This window comes from Candidatus Formimonas warabiya, assembly GCF_002777255.1.
Lineage (GTDB): Bacteria > Bacillota > Dehalobacteriia > Dehalobacteriales > Dehalobacteriaceae > Formimonas > Formimonas warabiya.
This window is the reverse complement of sequence record NZ_CP017634.1, coordinates 4,077,055-4,095,824: the sequence shown is the minus strand read 5'-3', so window position 1 is coordinate 4,095,824 and position 18,770 is coordinate 4,077,055. Positions and strand designations below refer to the sequence as shown.

Here is an 18,770-nt window from a genome sequence, read left to right as displayed (position 1 = left end):
GGCTGTTTTCCTTATCCTTTTTCGTTCAGGAGGAAAAGACAGGCCCCGTCACCTTTTGCCCGGCACAAGGGCCGTTCCATCCGGACTCCGAACCCGCCGTATAAAACATGATCAATTTGGCAGTACAGGTAACCCAGTTCCCGACCTGCGCTCCCAAATTGCTCCCAGGCCTCACACATGGGACAATAAGTAATTTCCAAAGGATTTTCCGGGTTGGTCTTCCATCCGGTTCCCGGCATATCCCGCACCCTGCGATAGGTTTCCGTACCATGGGCTTCCAGGCCCAGATCACGGGCTTCTTCTTTCATGGCCTTCACCCGGGCTTCCCCAAATTTACGCACAGCTGCAAGAATGGCTTCTTTTCCCTTTTCCTCCCCCAATTGGGCCACCATCTCTTGACCCATAAAATAATACAGTTCTGCCATTAGTTTTGCAAAACGCACACCAGGATCATCCGTACTTCTAATATTACTCATTGATCATCCCTCCTTGGTGAACTATGTTATTAATTCGGCTGATTTTGTTTTTTTCCTTTCTCAAGTCATTGGTGGAAAAAAATAATCCTTCCTGAGAAGTCCGGAAGGAAAAATGAATCATTGCTTATCTTATACTATTTTCATTCGCCTCAGAGTCGCTCATAACGCCGACGGCAAGATGTCTACTTCTTTAACAGCAGATTATAAAGTACCTGCGCCATTTCAGCTCTGGTGGTCGTACTCGTCGGCGTGAGCTTTCCAGCGTTTCCACCGATGGCCCCTGTTCCCACCAGCAGCGTCATGGCATCCATTGCCCAGGATTCGATCTGTCCAGCATCGCTAAACCCGGAGAGTGGCTTGCCGGAATCACCCTGGGGCAATTGATTTATCACCTTTAAGGCGTTATACAGCAAAGTGAACATCTCCTGACGGGAGATCTCCCTTTCCGGAACGTACCTATTGTTTCCTACGCCGCCGGATATGCCAAGCCGTTTTGCTGCCGCCAGATAGCCGGTATAGTATGTATCACCCGCGTCGGAGAAGTTTTCTGCAGGATTTGCGTCCGGCGCTATATCATAGGACTTCATCAGCAATACGAGGAAATCACCGCGCTTAAGCTTTGCGTCCGGGTTGTAATTGCTGCTTCCCGTGCCGCCGGTTATACCTCTTGCCGCGATAAAACCTACCGCCTTATGATACCACGCCGTTGCAGCCACATCGTTGAAGCCCACCTTGTTGTAGCCCACCGCGTAGTAGCTGAAATGGGTGGTAGTAAAGGTTACAGTGCCGGTTACCGGGTCATAATGTCCGTTTGGTACGGAGACTGGGTCGCCGCTGCCGGTGATATACCAGACGACAATACTTTCAGGATTAGCAAGCTCTGCGGCTGTCGGTGTATAGGGTATGGATACCATCACCGGAGCGTCGGGATTGTTCCACTCGGTCTGATTTCCGTCTATGATCACTGCCAGTTGTATCAACGGTCTGTCGCCTACGGCTGCTTTTACGTCATCCGGCAGACCGGATTTATCGCCCTCGCTGATGGTGATCTCCGCTTTATTTCCCCCTGCTCCCGAAACACCTGTCAGCATGTTTGAAGGAAGGGTCATGCTGCCTGCATCGGTATGAAATGTCAGCGTACCTTCACCGCCCGTGCTGGACAGGTAATCAGCCGGGATGCCCAGGGTATAGCTGTTTACATCGGGGATGGCAGGGATGGTGATGGACAGGGCTCCACCGCCTGCGATGGGATCTCCTTGCTCACCGCCTAGGTTAACAGCCGCACTGTTTGAACCCGCATCAATATTAACCGGCACGGTTATTGAGGTTGTGCCGTCTACCGACACTTCCGCATGGGCATTTTGTGCAGAAGGAGTGCTGCTTCCTCCGCCACCGCCGCTGGGGCCGCTGCTGTTAGCTGTCCATTTTGCGTATACAGTGATCGTTGCGGTTACCGCTGTTGCGGAGGTAAACGCACTGCCCGTGCCGTTTTCTCCCGTGTACCAGCCGCCGAAGCTATAGCCGGATCTCGCCGGATCGGTCGGCCAGTCGGCGGTGCCGATGCTTGCACCAGCCTGAACTGTTTTGGTGGCATATACCGAGCCGCTGCTGGTAAAGGTAACAGTGTAGTTCGTTACTGCGTCTGCCTCAAAGATGGCCCGCACAGTCACCGCTTCATCCGGCATGGTAAAAGTATTTCCGGTGATGGTGAGGCTTGCGGGGCTGATGACCTGCCACTCCTTGAAGTGGTAGCCGCTGTTTGCCGCAGCGTTCAAGGCTATGGTTGTACCCTGTGCCGCCGAGGCCGGGTTGGCGCTGCCTGTGCCGTTTCCGTCGTTCTGGACGGTAATGCTGTGGGTGCCGGGCGCTGAGCTTGTGATGGTAATTTCCTTTTCCCCATACACGCCAGAGCCATCCTGTGCGGTTGCGCGGACGGTAACCGCGCCTGCGGCATTTGCTTCGAGCACTCCGCTTACGCTGATATCCGCGCCGCTTCCGTTTGCAATGCTCCAGGCGACATCCTGATTGGTAGCGTTATTCGGCACTATGGTTACCAGCATTTGCAAGGTATCGCCAACCTCCACGCTGGTCGCTCCGCCTGTGCCTGCCACGGTAATACCTGTTACAGGTATATTCGGCGCTGCTTCCAGGGTGAAGTCAATGGTATAAGTTTTTGTGGTTATATTATCCTCGGCAGTTACCTCCACGGTTGCACTGCCGGGCAGGGTTACAGCCTGTGTGATGTCTACAGTGGCGTACGGGTCAGCAGTTGCGCTTACCGTCGCCGCTGCGCTGCCTGGCTGGGTGCCGTAGGGCAGCTCCACTTCATACGATGTGACGTCCGGATCAAAACCGCTTACTGTGCTGCCGTCCACCGTTAGGTCACTCAAATCGGCGTTGCTGCTGGGAACATAACTGTTCACGACATATACCGTCAGAACTGCGGTATCGCCGGTGTCAAAACCAATCTCAAATTCTGCCGCATCTCCTTCGGAAAAGCCTTGAGCAGACAGATAATCAGCCTTAATGGTCAAAGCGCTTCCGGTGACAGTATAATCACCGGGTGTTGTCAAAGTATCCGAACCGTAGACCACCTCCGTAACTGACTGCGCACTGTTCCAGGTAATTACAGTGTCCATATCGGCAGGGCTGCTCAAGTCAAAATTTCTTTCGGAGGGACTGATGCTTGGGGGCGTCGTGTCCCTGATGGCAACAGTCAGCGTAGCAGGATCGCCAATATCAAACTCAACGGTCAAGACCAGGCTGTCGGTGGATTGTGTTGCCAGATACCCCTTTTCGATGCTCAGGGTGTTGACTGATACACTGTAGTTTCCTAGGCCGATGGAGTTAGCTCCGGCCTTGACATCCGTAACAGAACCGGCGTCGTTCCATGTAATAGTGGTTTGAACATTTGCCTGATTGGCAGGGTTTTTATCAAAGCTGCCTGTTGTCGGGTCGATGGTGGCACTGTCCACCGGTTCCGGCGTTGTGTCTGAGATTTCTATGGTTAAGGTTGCCGCATCGCCCGCATCAAATTCGACCGTCAGGACCAGGATGCCGGTAGATTGTGTTGCAAGATACCCCTTGTTAATGCTCAGGGTGTTGCCTGATACGCCTGATACACTATAGTTTCCTGCGCCAATGGAGTTAGCCCCGGCCTTGACATCCGTAACAGAACCGGCATCGTTCCATGTAATAGTGGTTTGAACATTTGCCTGATTGGCAGGGTTTTTATCAAAGCTGCCTGTTGTCGGGTCGATGGTGGCACTGGAGGGCACAGGCACCCACCTGGCATGCAGGGTCATGTCGCCCGACACTGTGTCATTGCCAAAATCCCAATCGTCTGTGTAAGCCGCATCTTTATACCAGCCGCCGAAATTGTAATCGGAGCGTGTGGGATCTGTGGGTTCTGCAATCTTTTCTCCCTCTGCGGCGTAAACGTCGTCCACCACTGAACCTGATCCGCTGTCAAAGGAGACGGTATACAGGAGGTGGAAGGTGAAACTGTTGGCAGACGCAAAGGTTTGCGCCGTAGAACCGGCAAAGCCGTAGATGCCGCTCACTGACAGGGCTGTGTCCTTAAAGACGTCGCTCCCAAAAGACGTGCCGCTGCCAAGGATAACCGCCTTCCTCAGGCCGGTGCAAAACCAGAAGGCGTTAGCGCCGATACTTGTTACCTTTGCCGGAATGATCACGTCGCCCAGGCCGGTGCAAAACGAGAAGGCGTTAGCGCCAAGGCTTGTTACCTCTTCCGGAATAGTCACGTCACCCAGGCCATCACAAGCCATGAACGCACCTTCACCAATACTGGTCAAGCTTTCAGGCAGAGCTATTTCTGACAGGTCTGTACAACCATAAAAAGTATATGCGCCGATGGCTGCAATTCCTTCCGGGATGGTGATTTCCCCTAATCTGCAGCAAGATTCAAAGGCGTAGGCGCCGATACTTGTCACGCTATCCGGAATAACAGGCTCTTCAAACACCGTATTGATACAGTTGAAAAACGCACCTTCGCCGATAATCCTGACCCCGTCCGGAATCATGACGTCGGTCAGATGAGCGGAATCAAGAAACGCGTAATCGCCGATTTCCGTGACACTGTCCGGGATGTCAAGCCCTCCCGACCGCCCGGCGGGGTGACAGACCAGGGTCGTTTTGTCGGCGTTATAGAGCACGCCGTCCTTGCTGGAAAACACCGTGTTATCCTCGTCAACGGTGATTGCGGCCAGCGCGTAGCAGCCATTCAGCGCATCCGCGCCGATGGAAGTCACGCTTTCGGGAATCATGAGGCTTTGAAGTGCTTCGCATTCACCGAACAGATGGTCCGGTATGGCGGTAAAGGCGGCGTTCTCCGGCAGCGTGACGCTCTCAAGAGCCCGGCAGGCCTCAAAAGCTCTGTCGCCAATGGAGGTGACCGAATTGGGAATCGTCATGCTTTCAATACCTGAGTCGAAAAAGGCCTGGCTTCCAATGGATTCAAGATGCGTTAAAGACGCCATATTCGTCGTTTTCAGCTTGCCGTCTCCTGAAAAAAGTTTCTCCGGTATGGCGGTAAAGGCGGCGTTTTTCGGCAGCGTCACACTGACCAGACTTCCGCAGTTGGAAAAAGCGGCGCTGCCGATGCTTTCCACCGAATCTGGTATGATGACTTCGGTGAGGGACCCGCAATTGTAGAACGCAGAAGCCTCGATATTCCGGAGGTTTTGAGAGAGCGTCACGGACGTCAGCTTGCTGCATCCGGAGAAAGCACTGTCTCCCACGCTCGTCACGGTGTCAGGCATGGCAAAGGTTTTAATTGCGGAGGGGAAGAAAATAGGGTTACTCGGCTTAAAGGCGTTATTTTCTATCCTCGTTACGGGCACCGGGCTGGAACCGATCATGAACGAATCCGGAAGCGTCAGGTCGCCGGACGGCGCGGTGCAACCGGTTATGCTCAGCGTGCCGTCATCGAGCACCTTCCACTTCCATATTCCGGTTGTGCCTGTTTCGCCTGCTGTTTGCCCCGCCGCCGGTACCAGCGTCAGGATCAGCGCCAGAAACAGCAGCACGGACAATAATGAGGAAAATGGTCTGTTCAATTTTTTTATCATCTTTTCACCCCTAAATTAAATAATGTATATAGATAAACAGCGTATGTTAGCTTTTGGTCCTATCCCCTGACAAAAACCAATTTTTCTCATTTATTAAAATAACACAAAAGATACAGTCCTACATCGTACCTGAGTACGGCAAAACAAAAAAGATACATGCAGGTTATGCACATATCTTTGATCAAGACAGGACGATGGGGGGTAAAAAAAGCCCCGCAAATTTTATTTATCTGATATAAATTCCTCGGAATCCTTCGGCTGTTCCGGCCATCCTATTTCCTGAACCACCCGGATGCACTGCACCCGGTTTTTTACGCCCAGCTTGGCGTATATGTTTCCGGTATGTGTCTTGACGGTCCGGAGGCTGATGCCTAACTTTTCGCAGATTTTTTCGTTCGTATCGGCATTCAGTATCAGTTCCAGCACTTTTTTCTCCTGTGCCGTAAGCTGCCTAATAATTCCCTCATTTATTTCCTCGGCAACCTTGTTATGCGCCTTCAGGGTTTGCAGCAGAGTGCCGTGCATCTGTTTGAGCAGGTTTACGGCAAATACCTTCCGCTCTTTCGGGAAATGATCTTCCGATTGCTTTCTCCTCGATTTTATGTAAGCCCGGAGTATTTGAGCCATGGGGGAGAGTTCATCCAAATAGCTTCTTAAGTACCCCTCCTTCATGCCGATGGCAAGGGATTCGTCCATATACCTTAAAGCAATACGCGTATGATGATCCCTGAAAGAAAGCAAGGCAAGAATATTCAGCACCTCCACCCGGCTGTGGAGCCTTTTGCTGTCTGCGGTGAACGCAAGGAGCCTTTGCAGAAGAAGCTGCGCATCCTGCATGCGGTTCAATGATATGAGAACTCTTGCATAGGTAATCAATTCAAATTCCTTGATTCTATTAGGCTCTGTGAATATATTGAGTTTGCCGGAGGAAAACCATTCCCGCACCTTATCCGTGTTTCCAATATCCATATACAATCTGCACCGGAAGGCGTCCAGCAAATACAGCCAGTGCGTCTTGCCGATGCTTTGGAGTTGTTTTTCACATTCCTCGAGAACGGCAAAGGCACCCGACATGTCGCCCCGGGCCCTTTTGATCCGGGCGATGTCCACCATGGCGGGAACAAGAGCGCCCGGGCAACCCGCGCCCTGTGCTTCGTCCAGCGCACAAAGCAGATAGGGCAGGGCTTCCTCCAGCCGATTGCTTTCGTACAGGTATTCTCCGATGCCCAGGGGCGCGTAGCCGGGATTTATTGTTATCATCCCCCGGTAGCTTTCGATGATCCTGCCATATTGATCGGGAGCTTCTTTGAACAGACCAGTCACCATATTGATGGGGCAACGGTAAAAGTAAATATCTGCCGTGTTGAAATCATTGTATTCCGGAATTTTGTAATATCTGCCTCCCGCTGTCTCGGCCGCTGAAAAAAGCAGGGAAACAAACGCTATATTGCCTTCACGGACGAGAAGGTTGGCCTCAACCATCGTGCATACCGTACGGCTGTAACCGCTCCACTCTGGCCCTGAGGCATATTGGCAATCGTCTTTGAGGATATTCATCCTCGAAATCCACTGCCGCGACAAATCATACCGGCCTATTTCCGCATAATACAACGCATAAATAACAGCGCTCTTGAAGCTGTTGTCACGGTATTCGGCCGGTAAGCGTTCGATCCAGGACAGCAACCTGCCGAAGTCATTTTTATTGATTAAGTAGTCCATCTGGTGTTCAATCAATTCAAAGGCTTCCCGGTAAACGCCGCCGCTTAGAAAGTGTTCCACGGCCTCCGGCAGCAGGCCCTGTTTCCGGAACCACATGCCTGCCTTTTCATGCAGAAGGGCAACTTCTTCAGGAGCCATTTCTAAAAGCAGCTTATGAAGAAAGCTCTGAAACAGGTAGTGGTATCTGTACTCCTGTTTTTGCTCATCCAAAGCAATCAGGAACCCGCTTCCTTCACTGATTTCCCTGAGTACTCTGCCGCCGTTGCTGTCTCCCGTAACGGCATCGCACAGGGCTTCGGAAAGCGTATCCAGAATACAGGTTTTCATGGCAAAGGACCGTTTTTCAAGCCTCCATGTACCGATCACTTCGTCCTTGAGATATTGCTCGATATCCCGGCTGGACCGTGTGAGAGCTGCAATGGCGTTATTGCTTCCGCTGTCATTCTCCATGGACATGGCGACGGCGACCATCGCCGCGGCCCATCCTTCCGTATAGCTCTCCACCCTTTTCACGTCATCCTCGGGAAGATGGTAACCCCTTGCCTGATAAAAGCGGGAGATTTCTTCCTTCCCGAAACGCAGGTCTTCTTCCTCCAGCCGCTGTGCCTGCCACTTGATTCTGTGCCTGGCTAGGTCAAGTTCGGGTTCTGTCCGGCTGATGAGAACCAGGTGCATTTTTGCAGGCAGATAGTCGATCAGATAGGACAGGCCCGCCAGGACAGACGGATCGCGGACCAGATGGAGATCGTCCAGCACAAGCAGGAAGTCGGATGGCCCCCCCGCCAGGCGGTCGATCAGGATATTGATATGGATATTGGCTTTCATCAGTTCCCGGGAAGAGAAAACATATTCCGTGTCTTTGCTGACCCCGGGTGCAATACCTTCCAGGGAGGCACAGACATATTGCCAGAACCTCACAGGGTCGTTGTCCTGAGCATCCAACGACAGCCAGGCATAGGGCAGGCCGCATTTGCCCAGCCAGTCAAGGACGGCGGTGGTCTTGCCGTAGCCTGCAGGCGCCGTAATCAGCATCAGCTTGCATTCCTGCGCATGCTGGAGCTTTGTCAGAAGATTTTCCCTGCTGACGATATTTTTGTTTAGGGCAGGTGCATGAAGCTTGGCTCTTAACAATTTCCGGTCTCCTTTCCTGTGAAATATGAATTATTCCTGCTCATATAATTCATTTTGTCTTTCGGATAAGTGTTGTTGCATTTATTATATTTCATTTTGAAGAAATTTTTAAGTATACCTGAAATACCTGATACTTAAAAGCGTCACTTGCCGGCTTATCAGCCAGCAAGTGACGCTTTACGTGTGATTATTGATCTGTTAAGTGCACTTAGAATCAGTGCAACTCAAAAACTAATTCCTGGCATCGACAAAAAACTTTTCCTTTTCCTCGTCCAGCTCCCACTCGGGGCGGCCCACCGCAGTCACTTCAATTCTTGACTCCACGTAAATATCGTTCTCGATCATGCTGGCCGTGGCATAAACATCCTCGTGATTGATCACCAGTTCAAAATCCTTGGCCCCGGCCTTTTCCGCGGCATAGGCCGCCCGTCTTTTGGCTTCCTCCAGGGCATAGGCACATGCTTCCTCTAATTCCTCAAAGTACCTGCGTTCCCAGGAGGCATGCATGGTATAGCCGGTGCCCCCTTCTCCCGGTTTGATCAATACGCGCACCGTTTCCATGATCTTTCCTGTGGCCGCCCCTACCGCATTGGCTACTTCGGCGTGTTCCGGGATCACCAGTTCTGTGCCCATTTTTTCCGCGACCTTGGGCAGCCAGGCGCTTACCGGCGCCCCAATGCCGATGATGGGCATGTTTATTTTGAAAGCACAGTCAAACTGCTGGTTCTTTTTTGGTGTGAGGGTCTTGGCAATAAAATACATGGCCGTCTCATTACTCCTCAGCCAAATATTCTCCCCCTCGCAATTGACCAGGCTTTGCAGGCAGGTGAGGCAAAGATCGTTGATAATCTGTTCCGAAGCCATTTCGATGAATTCTTTCCCCGTCTTGCCAATCCTCTCCGCCAGGATTGCTACTCCCGTCTTGGCCGCTTCTATGTTCCACTGGGTGTAGGTTCCTTTGGCATGGAGAATATCGGTGGGGGTAAGGGAGATCCGGGCTATCACGCCCAGATTGACCAGGTGCTGCAGGCTAAAGAGGTTGGGGTCAATGCCCAGCATATTCGCTAAATAAAAGAGACTCCGGGGACCCTTCTGGAGAATTTCAATCACTTTTGCCTCATAGCCGGTTAGTTTTTCCGTGGTGGATTGTTTTAAAAACATAAAACAATCCGTAGCCTGGGCAAACATGAGGTCATATTCTTTTGTAAAGTTAATTTTTAATTCCTCAACCAGATGAGGAGAGTTAGAAGCCACCACACAAAGAGGCCATACTCTCTGGGGGCCTACCAGCAATTTGCCCTCTCTGGTTAGTTGAAGGTAGCTGTCTCCGCCCAGTCCGTAAGTATAGATTTCTGCGGCCTGGACCCGGGTCAGCCATCCTCCCACCATGGCGCCTTCTTTATTAATGCGGGGTACGCCATTTTTCAGAATGGCGATATCCGTCGTCGTCCCTCCCATGTCCAATACCAGGGCATCGTCGGTTTGGGTCAAGAAAGTTCCTCCGATAATACTTCCCGCCGGTCCGGACAGAATGGTATCAATGGGCTTTTCCCGGGCCAGGGTTTCACTCATGAGGCACCCATCCCCTTTGACGATCATCACAGAAGCGTCAATCTGTTTTTCGGCAAGCACTTTTTTTACGGATTCAATCAATTCCGCAATGATGGGAATCAAACGCGCATTCAGTGCGGCCGTAACCGTCCGCTCATGAAATCCTAAAGAAGTAGTCAACTGGTGGGCGCATACCACGGGAAGATCTAAAATTTGGCGCACCATATCCCGGACCAGCAATTCATGTTCCGGGTTTCTCACGCTCAAATACCCGGAGATGGCGATGGCATCAACCTTGCCTTTTAGTTCTAAAATGGCCTGGCGGGTTTTTTCCACATCGATTTCTTCTAACGGTTTTCCGTGAATATTATGGCCTCCCGGCAGTACAGAAAAGTGTTTCACAGGCATTTTCCCAATCGGTTCATGTCCGATCATCAATAAGCCGACTTCACATCCCCTGCCTTCCACGGTAGCATTGGTCGCTAAAGTAGTGGACAAAGAGACGACACTGATTTTATGAAACTCATGAAAATCCAGGTTGTTGATACAGTTTCGTATCCCGATCGCTAAGTCTTCCCGGGTCGTAAGCGCCTTAGCTTTATTTAAAATTTTTTTATTTTTCATCTCCACAATGACACCATCCGTATAGGTGCCTCCGGTATCAATCCCCAGAATTAACGCCATTTTTCTTCCTCCTCAAATACCGAATTAAAGCCAAAAACTCTTTTCATGCCTAAACTACGTTTTATTATATCATAAAGTGGTTCAAGGACACGACTAGAATATTTTTTGGGAAAAAATCACAATTTCATCTTCTCAGATAAACAATTACAGTTTAAAATAGTTATTAGAATCAACTAAATAATTAAACCTTGTCCGTTTCCGGAAAATTCACAATACTTTTGTTTTAAACGTCGCAAACATTTTTTCGATATTTTTTAGCAGGAGGTGTTAAATCGGGCAAAAACGCATTCCCCATACTTTCATGACGAATATTGGTTTTTGTTGTATTCGCCAGCCATAAAGAATCTCTACCAGAAGAAAAATAAGGAGGAATCTAAACATGGCCACCTATGAACAATTATCTAAAAGCGTGATTGAAGGCAATCTGAATCAGGTGAAAGAACAAACGAGAACCTTAATCGATGGGGGTACAAATCCGCTAGACATCATTAATCAGGGGTTAATTGCCGGCATGAACGTAGTGGGCGCTCGCTTCAAAAACGGAGAAATGTTTGTTCCCGAGGTATTAATGGCAGCCAAAGCCATGAGCGCAGGAATTGAACTGGTCAAACCGCTAATTGCGGAAAAGGATCTGCCCTCCATCGGAAAAATTCTGATCGGTACGGTAAAAGGCGATCTTCATGACATCGGTAAAAACCTGGTTGCCATGATGCTGGAAAGCGGCGGGTTTACCGTAATCAATTTAGGCATCGATATTACTCCTGAAAAATTTGTGCAGGCTGTCAAAGATAAAAGCCCCGACATTGTGGCCATGTCTGCTCTTCTTACCACAACCATGCTTCATATGAAGGATACCATTGAAGTTATTAAAGAAGAAGGCTTAAAAGTAAAAGTGATTGTAGGCGGCGCGCCTATCTCCCAGGACTTTGCCGATGAAATCGGCGCAGACGGCTTTGCCCCTGATGCGGCATCCGCCGTAGACCTGTGTAAAAAGCTTCTGGGGGCATAAATGAAAAAGCCCAAAGGGCTTTTGGGGATCCGGAAAAACAATTGGCTCCGTGTATCAAACACGGAGCCTTGCTTTATTATTTTTTTCTATAATTCCTATTCCGCAATATCAAAGTTCTCTTTATCTGCCCCACAATCAGGGCAAACCCAATCATCAGACAAGTCATCGAAATCCGTTCCTCGTCTAATGCCGTTTTCCGGATCTCCTATTTCCGGATCATAGATATACCCGCACACCGAACAGCCCCATTTTTCCATAATTTTTCCCCTTTCACCTGATTAATCCTTTCAACTCTCGTTATTATAAGTTTTTAGAAAAATTTTATTCAACTTACCCCTTTTTTAGTATGGAGATTTTGGGTATCCTAAGCGAAAACACCCTCTGGTCTCAATTCCTCCTACCCCATCAATTCCTGTTACCGTGTTTCTCAAAACATCATTTAATGTTAAGGTTTCTTTGATAGATGTAAAGGCTATTTTTTCTACAATGAAAACAGGATCAAAAATATGAATAAAAACCCGCTTGGGGGAACTGGCAAAATTTGCTCCTGCGGCCAGCAGCTCCTCATAATAGGATTGACAAGCCCCGGAAAAAATAACCAAATCATCTCTGCTCGGAATAAACCGCCGGGCCGCTTTCACCGCCTCCACAAAATACCGGGAGTTCCGGTAACTTTCCATATTTTTAAAATCTCTCGCATCTTTTAACAGACCGTCATGGCCGGTAATTACCAATATATCCGGCTGATATTTTTGCAGATAATATAACATCACATTTGGTTGTTCCTTTTCCGGCACACTCACACCATGATGCGGGATCCTCAGTTTCCGGTATGCATCCAGGCATTTATTTAAATATTCTTCATCCCCGTCCATGTGCAGTACTTTTCCCGGAATATCAAAGTATTCTTCTCCCTCTGGAACAGCTAAGGCAGTCCCCCGCCATGACCCTTTATTTCGCATTAGTCTTCTTTGTTCCAGAACGGACTTTACCTTTCCATAATCCTGCTCCTGATGTTCATTCCTATAGCGGTTATAGTCCATTTCCACAACCGGCTCCAAGTCATCCAGCGGAGCATCTGCTATTAATCTCACGTCCACCCCCTTGAGAATTGCTATTAACTTTCCTGCTTGATTCTCATATATTGCTTTAACGCGAAACACAATATCATACCCGTATGATTTCCTGGCTACCACGTCTCCCGTTTGGATACCGGCCATTCCCAAAGACCTCCTCTCCCCAGTCTTTTATATTCTATGATTGATTACTTTTATTGGTGTTCAAGTTTCCCTAATTCACCGGGATCAATATAATAATATAAATTCGTAAGGGAGGAAAGCCATGTTTGCTGCAGTGATACCTGCCCAAAACGAAGGGATCCGGGTCAAGCAGGTGATCAAGAACCTGTTTAGGCTTCCTTTAGATTTTATCATTCCTGTGGTCAACGGCTGCCGGGACAATACGCTTCAAGCCTGTCTTTCCCTTTGTTCTGCTCAAGTATATATTTTGAATTTTGAAGAATCGCTTGGCATCGATGTCCCTAGAGCAGTAGGCGCTTACTATGCCAAAAAATTAGGCGCCCAAGGCGTATTATTTGTGGACGGAGATATGAACGGCAACCTGTCCCACCCGTTAAACCTTTTAATCCGTTCTGTCAAAGCCGGGACAGACTGTGCCCTGACCAACTGCTACCCCTATATTAATTCCCGCCATCCTCTCACCAAAAGAGTGCTTCGCTACCGGGAAATTTTAAACCGGAAACTGGAAATGTTCCATCAACTTGGTTTAGCCAGTCCCTCCCACGGTCCCCATGCCGTCTCCCGCAAACTTTTGGATACACTCCCTATAGAAGCATTAGCTGTTCCCCCGGTAGAAATCGCTTTAGCAAAACTAAACAAGCTGCAGATAGAGGTTTCTGCGGCTGTCTCCCACCAGCATTTAGGATCCCGGGAAAAATCACTGGACCATACCAAAATGGTGGCGCATACGATTATTGGAGACTGCCTGGAAGCAATCGCAGTATTAAACGGTACAAACAGGCACCGCACGGAAGCCGGTATCACCTATGAGGGCTATCATTCCTTGCGCCGTTTTGACTTGCTGGAGAAATTCTGCCGGAACGAAAATATTGCGCAAGTATTTCATGCCAGGGGTTAGGGGGGGATGCCAAAATCTGGTTAGATTGGTATTACCACTCTAATGCAATATCCCCCTGATCCAGATATAATATTAATACCCGCCTATGAAAGACCAGTTTGGCCGAATAATAGACAGGAGGAAACACATGATGCGATATGGTAAAAGAGTGATTACCACCGCGCTCGTGGGCTTTTTTGTGATATGCGGCACTGGACAAGCCCTGGCAGCACAATACACTGTTCAATCCGGTGACAGTCTTTATTTGATTAGCCGTAAGTTTAATACGACGGTTGACAGCGTAAAGAATACCAACGGCCTTAGCTCGACATACCTCTCCCCGGGACAAGTACTTAAAATCCCCGCCGGCGGATTCAATTACGTGGTAAAATCCGGGGATACTCTCTACCTTCTGGGTAAAAGATATGGTTTATCGGTAGCATCAATTAAATCCAACAACGGGTTAACAAGCGATTATCTCTATGTGGGGCAGAAACTGGTGCTTACCGGGACAAGCTCTTCCAGCGGGAATACGGCTGCCAGTGCTTCCCGGGGAGCAAGCAGCTACCCCCGCAGTGAGGTGATGCTTCTGGCCCGGCTGATCAACGGGGAATCCCGGGGAGAACCTTATGAAGGACAAGTTGCCGTAGGGGCAGTGGTATTAAACCGGGTAGACAGCTCAAAATTCCCCAATACCCTAAGCGGCGTAATTTATCAACCCAACGAATTCTCCGTCGTGCTGGACGGGCAGATCAATCTGGCGCCCAGCGCAACAGCTATTAAAGCAGCGGAAGATGCTTTAAACGGTTGGGATCCTTCTAATGGTTCCTTATACTATTGGAACCCGGCGAAAGCGCCAAATAATAAATTCTTAAATGCCAAGCCGATTCTGGCCAGAATCGGCAACCATGTATTTGCCAAATAATACCAGAATGCTATCGATCATGATATCATTTGCCTTTTAAAAAGCGTTGACAGGCGGGAAGATGAGATGTCCACAAAAGAAATGTGCGGCATCTTTTTTCTCCCAAGCCTTTTGTAACCCTTGAAATTGTTTGGGAATATAGTAGGAAAAAAGGCTGTGAGGCTATTTTCGGGGTCCGGATAGCGGTGAAGCGGGCTTGTTGAACATAACAAGCAAGGTTAGGGGGCGCACAGTTTTCGGAAAATCCGAAGAAGGGCCCCCCCTCTGGACAAATCGACCTGTATTTGTTACAATACACAATAAGCCATTTAGATCAGGCACATTCTTTGGTTCGTGTGCCGGGCCTTTTTGGGCAGCAGGTTAACACACCTGTGGGACTAGGCAATTTTTAGTCTCCAGGTGTTTTTTTAATGAGTAAAATTGGGGGGACAGCGCATGGATGCCCGTGTTAAAGCAGCCCAAGTTTCTGTAATGAGCAATTCTCTCTTAGTGGTTCTTAAATTGTTTGTGGGATTATGGATGGGGTCGGTCAGTGTGATATCCGAGGCCATCCATTCCGGATTAGACCTGGTGGCCGCTTTGATCGCCTTTCTATCGTTGAGGCAGGCCTCCCAGCCGGCCGATGACCAGCATCAATTCGGGCACGGAAAAATTGAGAATGTCTCCGGCGTGCTTGAGGCCATCCTGATTTTTATCGCGGCCATCTGGATCATGGTGGAGGCGGTAAAAAAATTGATGAGCGGAGCTCATTTAGAATCGGTGGGCCTTGGCATTCTGGTGATGGGAATTGCCGCGCTGATCAATTTCTTCGTGGCACGGTATCTTTTCTCAGTGGCTAAAGCCACCGACTCCATTGCCCTCAAAGCCGATGCCCTTCACCTGTCCACCGATGTGTTCACTTCACTGGGGGTGATGGCGGGACTGGGGTTAATCAAGTTAACAGGCATTCAGGTCTTAGATCCCCTGGCTGCCATGATCGTGGGATGCTTGATCATCAAAGCCTCTTTTGCTCTTACCAAGGAAGCCCTGCTGCCTTTAATCGATACCAAGCTCCCCGAAGCAGAAGAAAAGGAAATCATTGACATTATCCGGGGGTATCAACAGGATTTCGTAGAATTTCATAAACTCCGGTCAAGAAAGGCCGGATCGGAAAGGCATATCGACCTGCATTTAGTGGTCCCTCGTGATAAGCATGTCAGAGAAGTCCATGCCATGTGCGACCAAATTGAACTGGAAATTAAACACCGTTTTGCTTCTTCCCATGTCTTGATCCACATTGAGCCTTGTGAAAGTGATTGTGATGCATGCAAGACAACTTGTACGGAAAACGAAAAATAGGCCTACTTGGTATACTTATCGGCAACCTTGGAAGCGCCGCTGGAATCGGGTTTAATATGGGCGTCGAAGCCGCTTCCCACTACCATCCCCACCACTTCTTTGATCAGTTCTTTTGTTTCGCCTTTATCACCGACATCAAGATGGATTTCTACGTTCAGATCGCCGTACCCATTGTCCGCTAAAACAGCAACCACTTGGCTGGCCAATTCTAAACTTAAGGCCGTCTCATAAAAAATTCTCTGCCTTAAACTGGTGATTTTTCTTTGCTGTTTTTTATGATAAAAATATCGGGCCCCCTTCCCAACCCGGTGCACCACCACCGCACTAACAAAACAGGTCTCATGATGGACCTGAGAATCCGATCCGATGATTACCCGGTAATTATCTTCCGGAGCCAGATTGATGAACTCCAAAATGTCTTTCATCATGGCCTGGAAGGGCATTCTCCCTTTAGAAGGGCTGATAAAGAGCATATAAGATCTCACCTCTTCCTGCCTAATAGGTTGGCCAACGAAGCAAACTCCTCTAAATTTAGCGTTTCACCCCTTCTTTGAGGATCAATACCACTTTCTATTAATACTTCTTGCCAACTGTTTTTGCTTAATAGAAGCCCTGAGTTGGATAGGGCATTGAGCAATGTTTTGCGCCGTTGATTAAAAGCCGCTTTGACGAGAGAAAAAAACAGCCTTTCGTCAGATACGTGGACGGCAGGGTGTTCTCTTTTCTCCAGTTTTATGATTGCAGAGTCTACTTCCGGCCGGGGGTGAAAAACCGTAGGCGGTACAAGGGAAACCAGACTGGGCGAACAGTGATATTGAACGCCGATGGACAAGGCCCCATAGTCTTTCGTTGCCGGATGGGCCATGATCCGCTGGGCTACTTCACGTTGCACCATCAGGACCAGGGAAGAAAATTGAAACCCCTCTTCCAGTAAGCGCATGATCATCGGCGTCGTGATATAATAAGGAAGATTAGCGACAATTTTGTAGGGAAAGGGAGGCTCTTGCCGATGGGGCACTTCTGCCACAAGTTGATCAAAGTTTACCTTCATGGCATCTCCATGAACGATCGTGACGTTAGAAACCGGAGCAAATATTTCTTTTAAAACACGGGTCAGTCCCTGATCTATTTCCACTGCGATCACGTAACCGGCATGGGTTGCCAGGGCTTGGGTCAATGCGCCGATGCCGGGTCCAATCTCCACGACCACTTTATTCTGATCCAACCCGGCGGCATCAATAATTTTTTGGATAAACTTCGGTTCGATCAAAAAATTCTGCCCTAAACTTTTCCGGATGTTCAAGCCATATTTATGAACAATCTCTCGCGTGATACGGGGTGTCGCAATTACATCCATCGTGTGCCTCCAGATCTTGAAAACCTGATTATGCTTATGCTTCATTATAGCTTATGTAGTTTTTATGTGCAAATACTCCTAAACATGAAAAACCCTTGAAACCAACGGTCTCAAGGGTAAGTACCACCTATCTTTAATTAAGGACATAGATTTTAACGGATCTTCGCCCCCAACGTCGCGCTTCCCGTTCCGATTCCAGAAACAAATCAATACAGTTCCCCTTGATGGCGCCTCCGGTATCTTCCGCCCGGCCAAAACCATATCCTTCTATGTACAGCTTACTTCCCAAAGGAATCACCGAAGGATCCACGGCCACCGTGCCCACCTTTGGATTTGTCCCCAGACTGGTTCGATAGCCGGTGTGAGTATATGCACTCGCCCTGACCACCAAGGCCCGGTCAAACTCAAAGCGTTGTCCCCCCCGGGAGGCAAACTGCAATACTCCGTAGGCGACTATTTGACTAACGGGTTCTTTGATCACACTGGTAGAAACAATTTCCCGCCGGATCTTTTTGCCGTCTTTATAAGTAATCTTGATTGTCTCTTCTTTCACGCCATCTTTTCCCTGCTGGACAATCCTTCGGATCCCCCGTTCCAGTGTGGCATCATCTTTTTTCTCTGTCCGGAAAGCTACCGGCTGGGTCTGGGTGATAAATTCTTCTGTGATCCGGTTTACGGTAATTTCAGCGGTTTTTTTATCCACAAAAGCGGATAAACTGGGTTCCACCAAATCTTTTTTCCCTAAAACGATATGCGCTTGTGACAGAACACTTTGCACCGTGGCAGGAATAGTAAGGACATCAATCTGTTTCCCATCCGCGTGGACGGAAACTTTAAATGCCCTGGTAATGTTAATAACCTGCCCGTCGGCTATCTGGGTTGTCAATTCCGGTTTCACTAAGTCCTTAGGGTATAGTTTAATGTTTTTTTCTTCAAGAACACTACCCACATCAGTTTTGAATGTTTTAACATGTGTCGCTACACCGTCAACAACAACTGTTACTTCTTTTTGAATCACCATATAAGCTGCATAACCAAAAGCAACCACCAGTACTGCTAAAAAAATTGGTATAAATTTAACTATCCCTCGAGGACGACCTTGATGCGCAAAAGCGTATTGCATGGTTCTCCCCTCCGTTACCTCTAAGACGAGGTATAAATATTTTACCTTGTTTACTACAGGTTGTCAATGTCAGCACAGTGCTTTTCCACATTATTCCAGCAAACAAGTTCTTTTCTTTTTCGATTTTTTCCGCATCCTTTTTGATTGTCCTTATTCTTATTTTATGCGCCAGGATCAGATTTATTGTACTTTGCGTTAAAAAAACGCCCAACCGGAATAATTCCGAATGAA

13 protein-coding genes and 1 riboswitch are annotated in these 18,770 nt (G+C 48.7%); of the genes, 4 read left to right on the top strand and 9 right to left on the bottom strand.

Features of this window, described 5'->3' with window-relative positions:
• Positions 1-11 precede the first annotated feature (11 nt).
• From DCMF_RS18630 to DCMF_RS18615, 4 genes are all read right to left on the bottom strand, one after another.
• Complete coding sequence (locus tag DCMF_RS18630; protein ID WP_148135806.1) at positions 12-476, bottom strand: L-2-amino-thiazoline-4-carboxylic acid hydrolase; 465 nt, start codon at positions 474-476, stop codon at positions 12-14.
• Positions 477-658: 182 nt separating this feature from the next.
• Positions 659-5,554 carry a leucine-rich repeat protein gene (locus DCMF_RS18625; RefSeq protein ID WP_214658725.1) on the bottom strand — a complete coding sequence of 1,632 codons (4,896 nt, stop codon included), beginning with the start codon at positions 5,552-5,554 and terminating at the stop codon, positions 659-661.
• A 234-nt stretch (positions 5,555-5,788) separates the two neighbouring features.
• Positions 5,789-8,416: a winged helix-turn-helix domain-containing protein gene (locus tag DCMF_RS18620; protein ID WP_148135804.1), complete on the bottom strand. Its 2,628-nt coding sequence runs from the start codon at positions 8,414-8,416 to the stop codon at positions 5,789-5,791.
• Positions 8,417-8,647: 231 nt separating this feature from the next.
• Positions 8,648-10,651 carry a hydantoinase/oxoprolinase family protein gene (locus DCMF_RS18615; RefSeq protein WP_148135803.1) on the bottom strand — a complete coding sequence of 668 codons (2,004 nt, stop codon included), beginning with the start codon at positions 10,649-10,651 and terminating at the stop codon, positions 8,648-8,650.
• A gap of 379 nt (positions 10,652-11,030) precedes the next feature.
• Between DCMF_RS18615 and DCMF_RS18610 the strand changes: the two genes are divergently transcribed.
• A complete protein-coding gene (locus DCMF_RS18610; RefSeq protein ID WP_148135802.1) occupies positions 11,031-11,660 on the top strand; it encodes a cobalamin B12-binding domain-containing protein in 630 nt (209 codons plus the stop codon).
• 95 nt (positions 11,661-11,755) lie between these two features.
• Here DCMF_RS18610 and DCMF_RS18605 read toward each other — a convergent pair whose 3' ends face one another.
• Both DCMF_RS18605 and yabG read right to left on the bottom strand, forming a co-directional pair.
• A complete protein-coding gene (locus DCMF_RS18605; protein WP_148135801.1) occupies positions 11,756-11,917 on the bottom strand; it encodes a rubredoxin in 162 nt (53 codons plus the stop codon).
• A gap of 84 nt (positions 11,918-12,001) precedes the next feature.
• On the bottom strand, positions 12,002-12,880 hold the full coding sequence (gene yabG / locus DCMF_RS18600) for a sporulation peptidase YabG (RefSeq protein WP_148135800.1): 879 nt from the start codon (positions 12,878-12,880) through the stop codon (positions 12,002-12,004).
• A 121-nt stretch (positions 12,881-13,001) separates the two neighbouring features.
• On the opposite strand from yabG, the gene DCMF_RS18595 reads away from it, so the two are divergent.
• From DCMF_RS18595 to DCMF_RS18585, 3 genes are all read left to right on the top strand, one after another.
• Complete coding sequence (locus DCMF_RS18595) at positions 13,002-13,817, top strand: glycosyltransferase family 2 protein (protein ID WP_148135799.1); 816 nt, start codon at positions 13,002-13,004, stop codon at positions 13,815-13,817.
• 127 nt (positions 13,818-13,944) lie between these two features.
• Positions 13,945-14,721 carry a cell wall hydrolase gene (locus DCMF_RS18590; RefSeq protein WP_214658724.1) on the top strand — a complete coding sequence of 259 codons (777 nt, stop codon included), beginning with the start codon at positions 13,945-13,947 and terminating at the stop codon, positions 14,719-14,721.
• 299 nt (positions 14,722-15,020) lie between these two features.
• A riboswitch (NiCo riboswitch) is annotated at positions 15,021-15,103 on the top strand.
• Between the two features lie 53 nt (positions 15,104-15,156).
• The gene (locus DCMF_RS18585; RefSeq protein WP_148135797.1) at positions 15,157-16,059 is read left to right on the top strand and encodes a cation diffusion facilitator family transporter; all 903 of its coding nucleotides are present in this window, start codon (positions 15,157-15,159) and stop codon (positions 16,057-16,059) included.
• A 2-nt stretch (positions 16,060-16,061) separates the two neighbouring features.
• Here DCMF_RS18585 and DCMF_RS18580 read toward each other — a convergent pair whose 3' ends face one another.
• The 3 genes from DCMF_RS18580 to DCMF_RS30265 all read right to left on the bottom strand — a co-directional run bounded on the left by DCMF_RS18580 (position 16,062) and on the right by DCMF_RS30265 (position 18,539).
• The gene (locus DCMF_RS18580; protein ID WP_148135796.1) at positions 16,062-16,532 is read right to left on the bottom strand and encodes a ribonuclease H-like YkuK family protein; all 471 of its coding nucleotides are present in this window, start codon (positions 16,530-16,532) and stop codon (positions 16,062-16,064) included.
• Between the two features lie 8 nt (positions 16,533-16,540).
• Positions 16,541-17,416, bottom strand: coding sequence for a 16S rRNA (adenine(1518)-N(6)/adenine(1519)-N(6))-dimethyltransferase RsmA (rsmA, locus tag DCMF_RS18575; RefSeq protein WP_148135795.1), 876 nt, complete (start codon positions 17,414-17,416; stop codon positions 16,541-16,543).
• A 133-nt stretch (positions 17,417-17,549) separates the two neighbouring features.
• Positions 17,550-18,539, bottom strand: coding sequence for a ubiquitin-like domain-containing protein (locus DCMF_RS30265; RefSeq protein WP_148135794.1), 990 nt, complete (start codon positions 18,537-18,539; stop codon positions 17,550-17,552).
• Positions 18,540-18,770: the final 231 nt, after the last annotated feature.

Excerpts from the sequence above, each read along its gene's own strand:
- DCMF_RS18605 (WP_148135801.1), bottom strand. The coding sequence starts at position 11,917 with ATGGAAAAATGGGGCTGTTCGGTGTGCGGGTATATCTATGATCCGGAA.
- rsmA (WP_148135795.1), bottom strand. The coding sequence starts at position 17,416 with ATGGATGTAATTGCGACACCCCGTATCACGCGAGAGATTGTTCATAAA.
- DCMF_RS30265 (WP_148135794.1), bottom strand. The coding sequence starts at position 18,539 with ATGCAATACGCTTTTGCGCATCAAGGTCGTCCTCGAGGGATAGTTAAA.
- DCMF_RS18615 (WP_148135803.1), bottom strand. The coding sequence starts at position 10,651 with ATGGCGTTAATTCTGGGGATTGATACCGGAGGCACCTATACGGATGGT.
- DCMF_RS18610 (WP_148135802.1), top strand. The coding sequence starts at position 11,031 with ATGGCCACCTATGAACAATTATCTAAAAGCGTGATTGAAGGCAATCTG.
- DCMF_RS18585 (WP_148135797.1), top strand. The coding sequence starts at position 15,157 with ATGGATGCCCGTGTTAAAGCAGCCCAAGTTTCTGTAATGAGCAATTCT.
- DCMF_RS18630 (WP_148135806.1), bottom strand. The coding sequence starts at position 476 with ATGAGTAATATTAGAAGTACGGATGATCCTGGTGTGCGTTTTGCAAAA.
- yabG (WP_148135800.1), bottom strand. The coding sequence starts at position 12,880 with ATGGCCGGTATCCAAACGGGAGACGTGGTAGCCAGGAAATCATACGGG.
- DCMF_RS18590 (WP_214658724.1), top strand. The coding sequence starts at position 13,945 with ATGATGCGATATGGTAAAAGAGTGATTACCACCGCGCTCGTGGGCTTT.
- DCMF_RS18580 (WP_148135796.1), bottom strand. The coding sequence starts at position 16,532 with ATGCTCTTTATCAGCCCTTCTAAAGGGAGAATGCCCTTCCAGGCCATG.
- DCMF_RS18595 (WP_148135799.1), top strand. The coding sequence starts at position 13,002 with ATGTTTGCTGCAGTGATACCTGCCCAAAACGAAGGGATCCGGGTCAAG.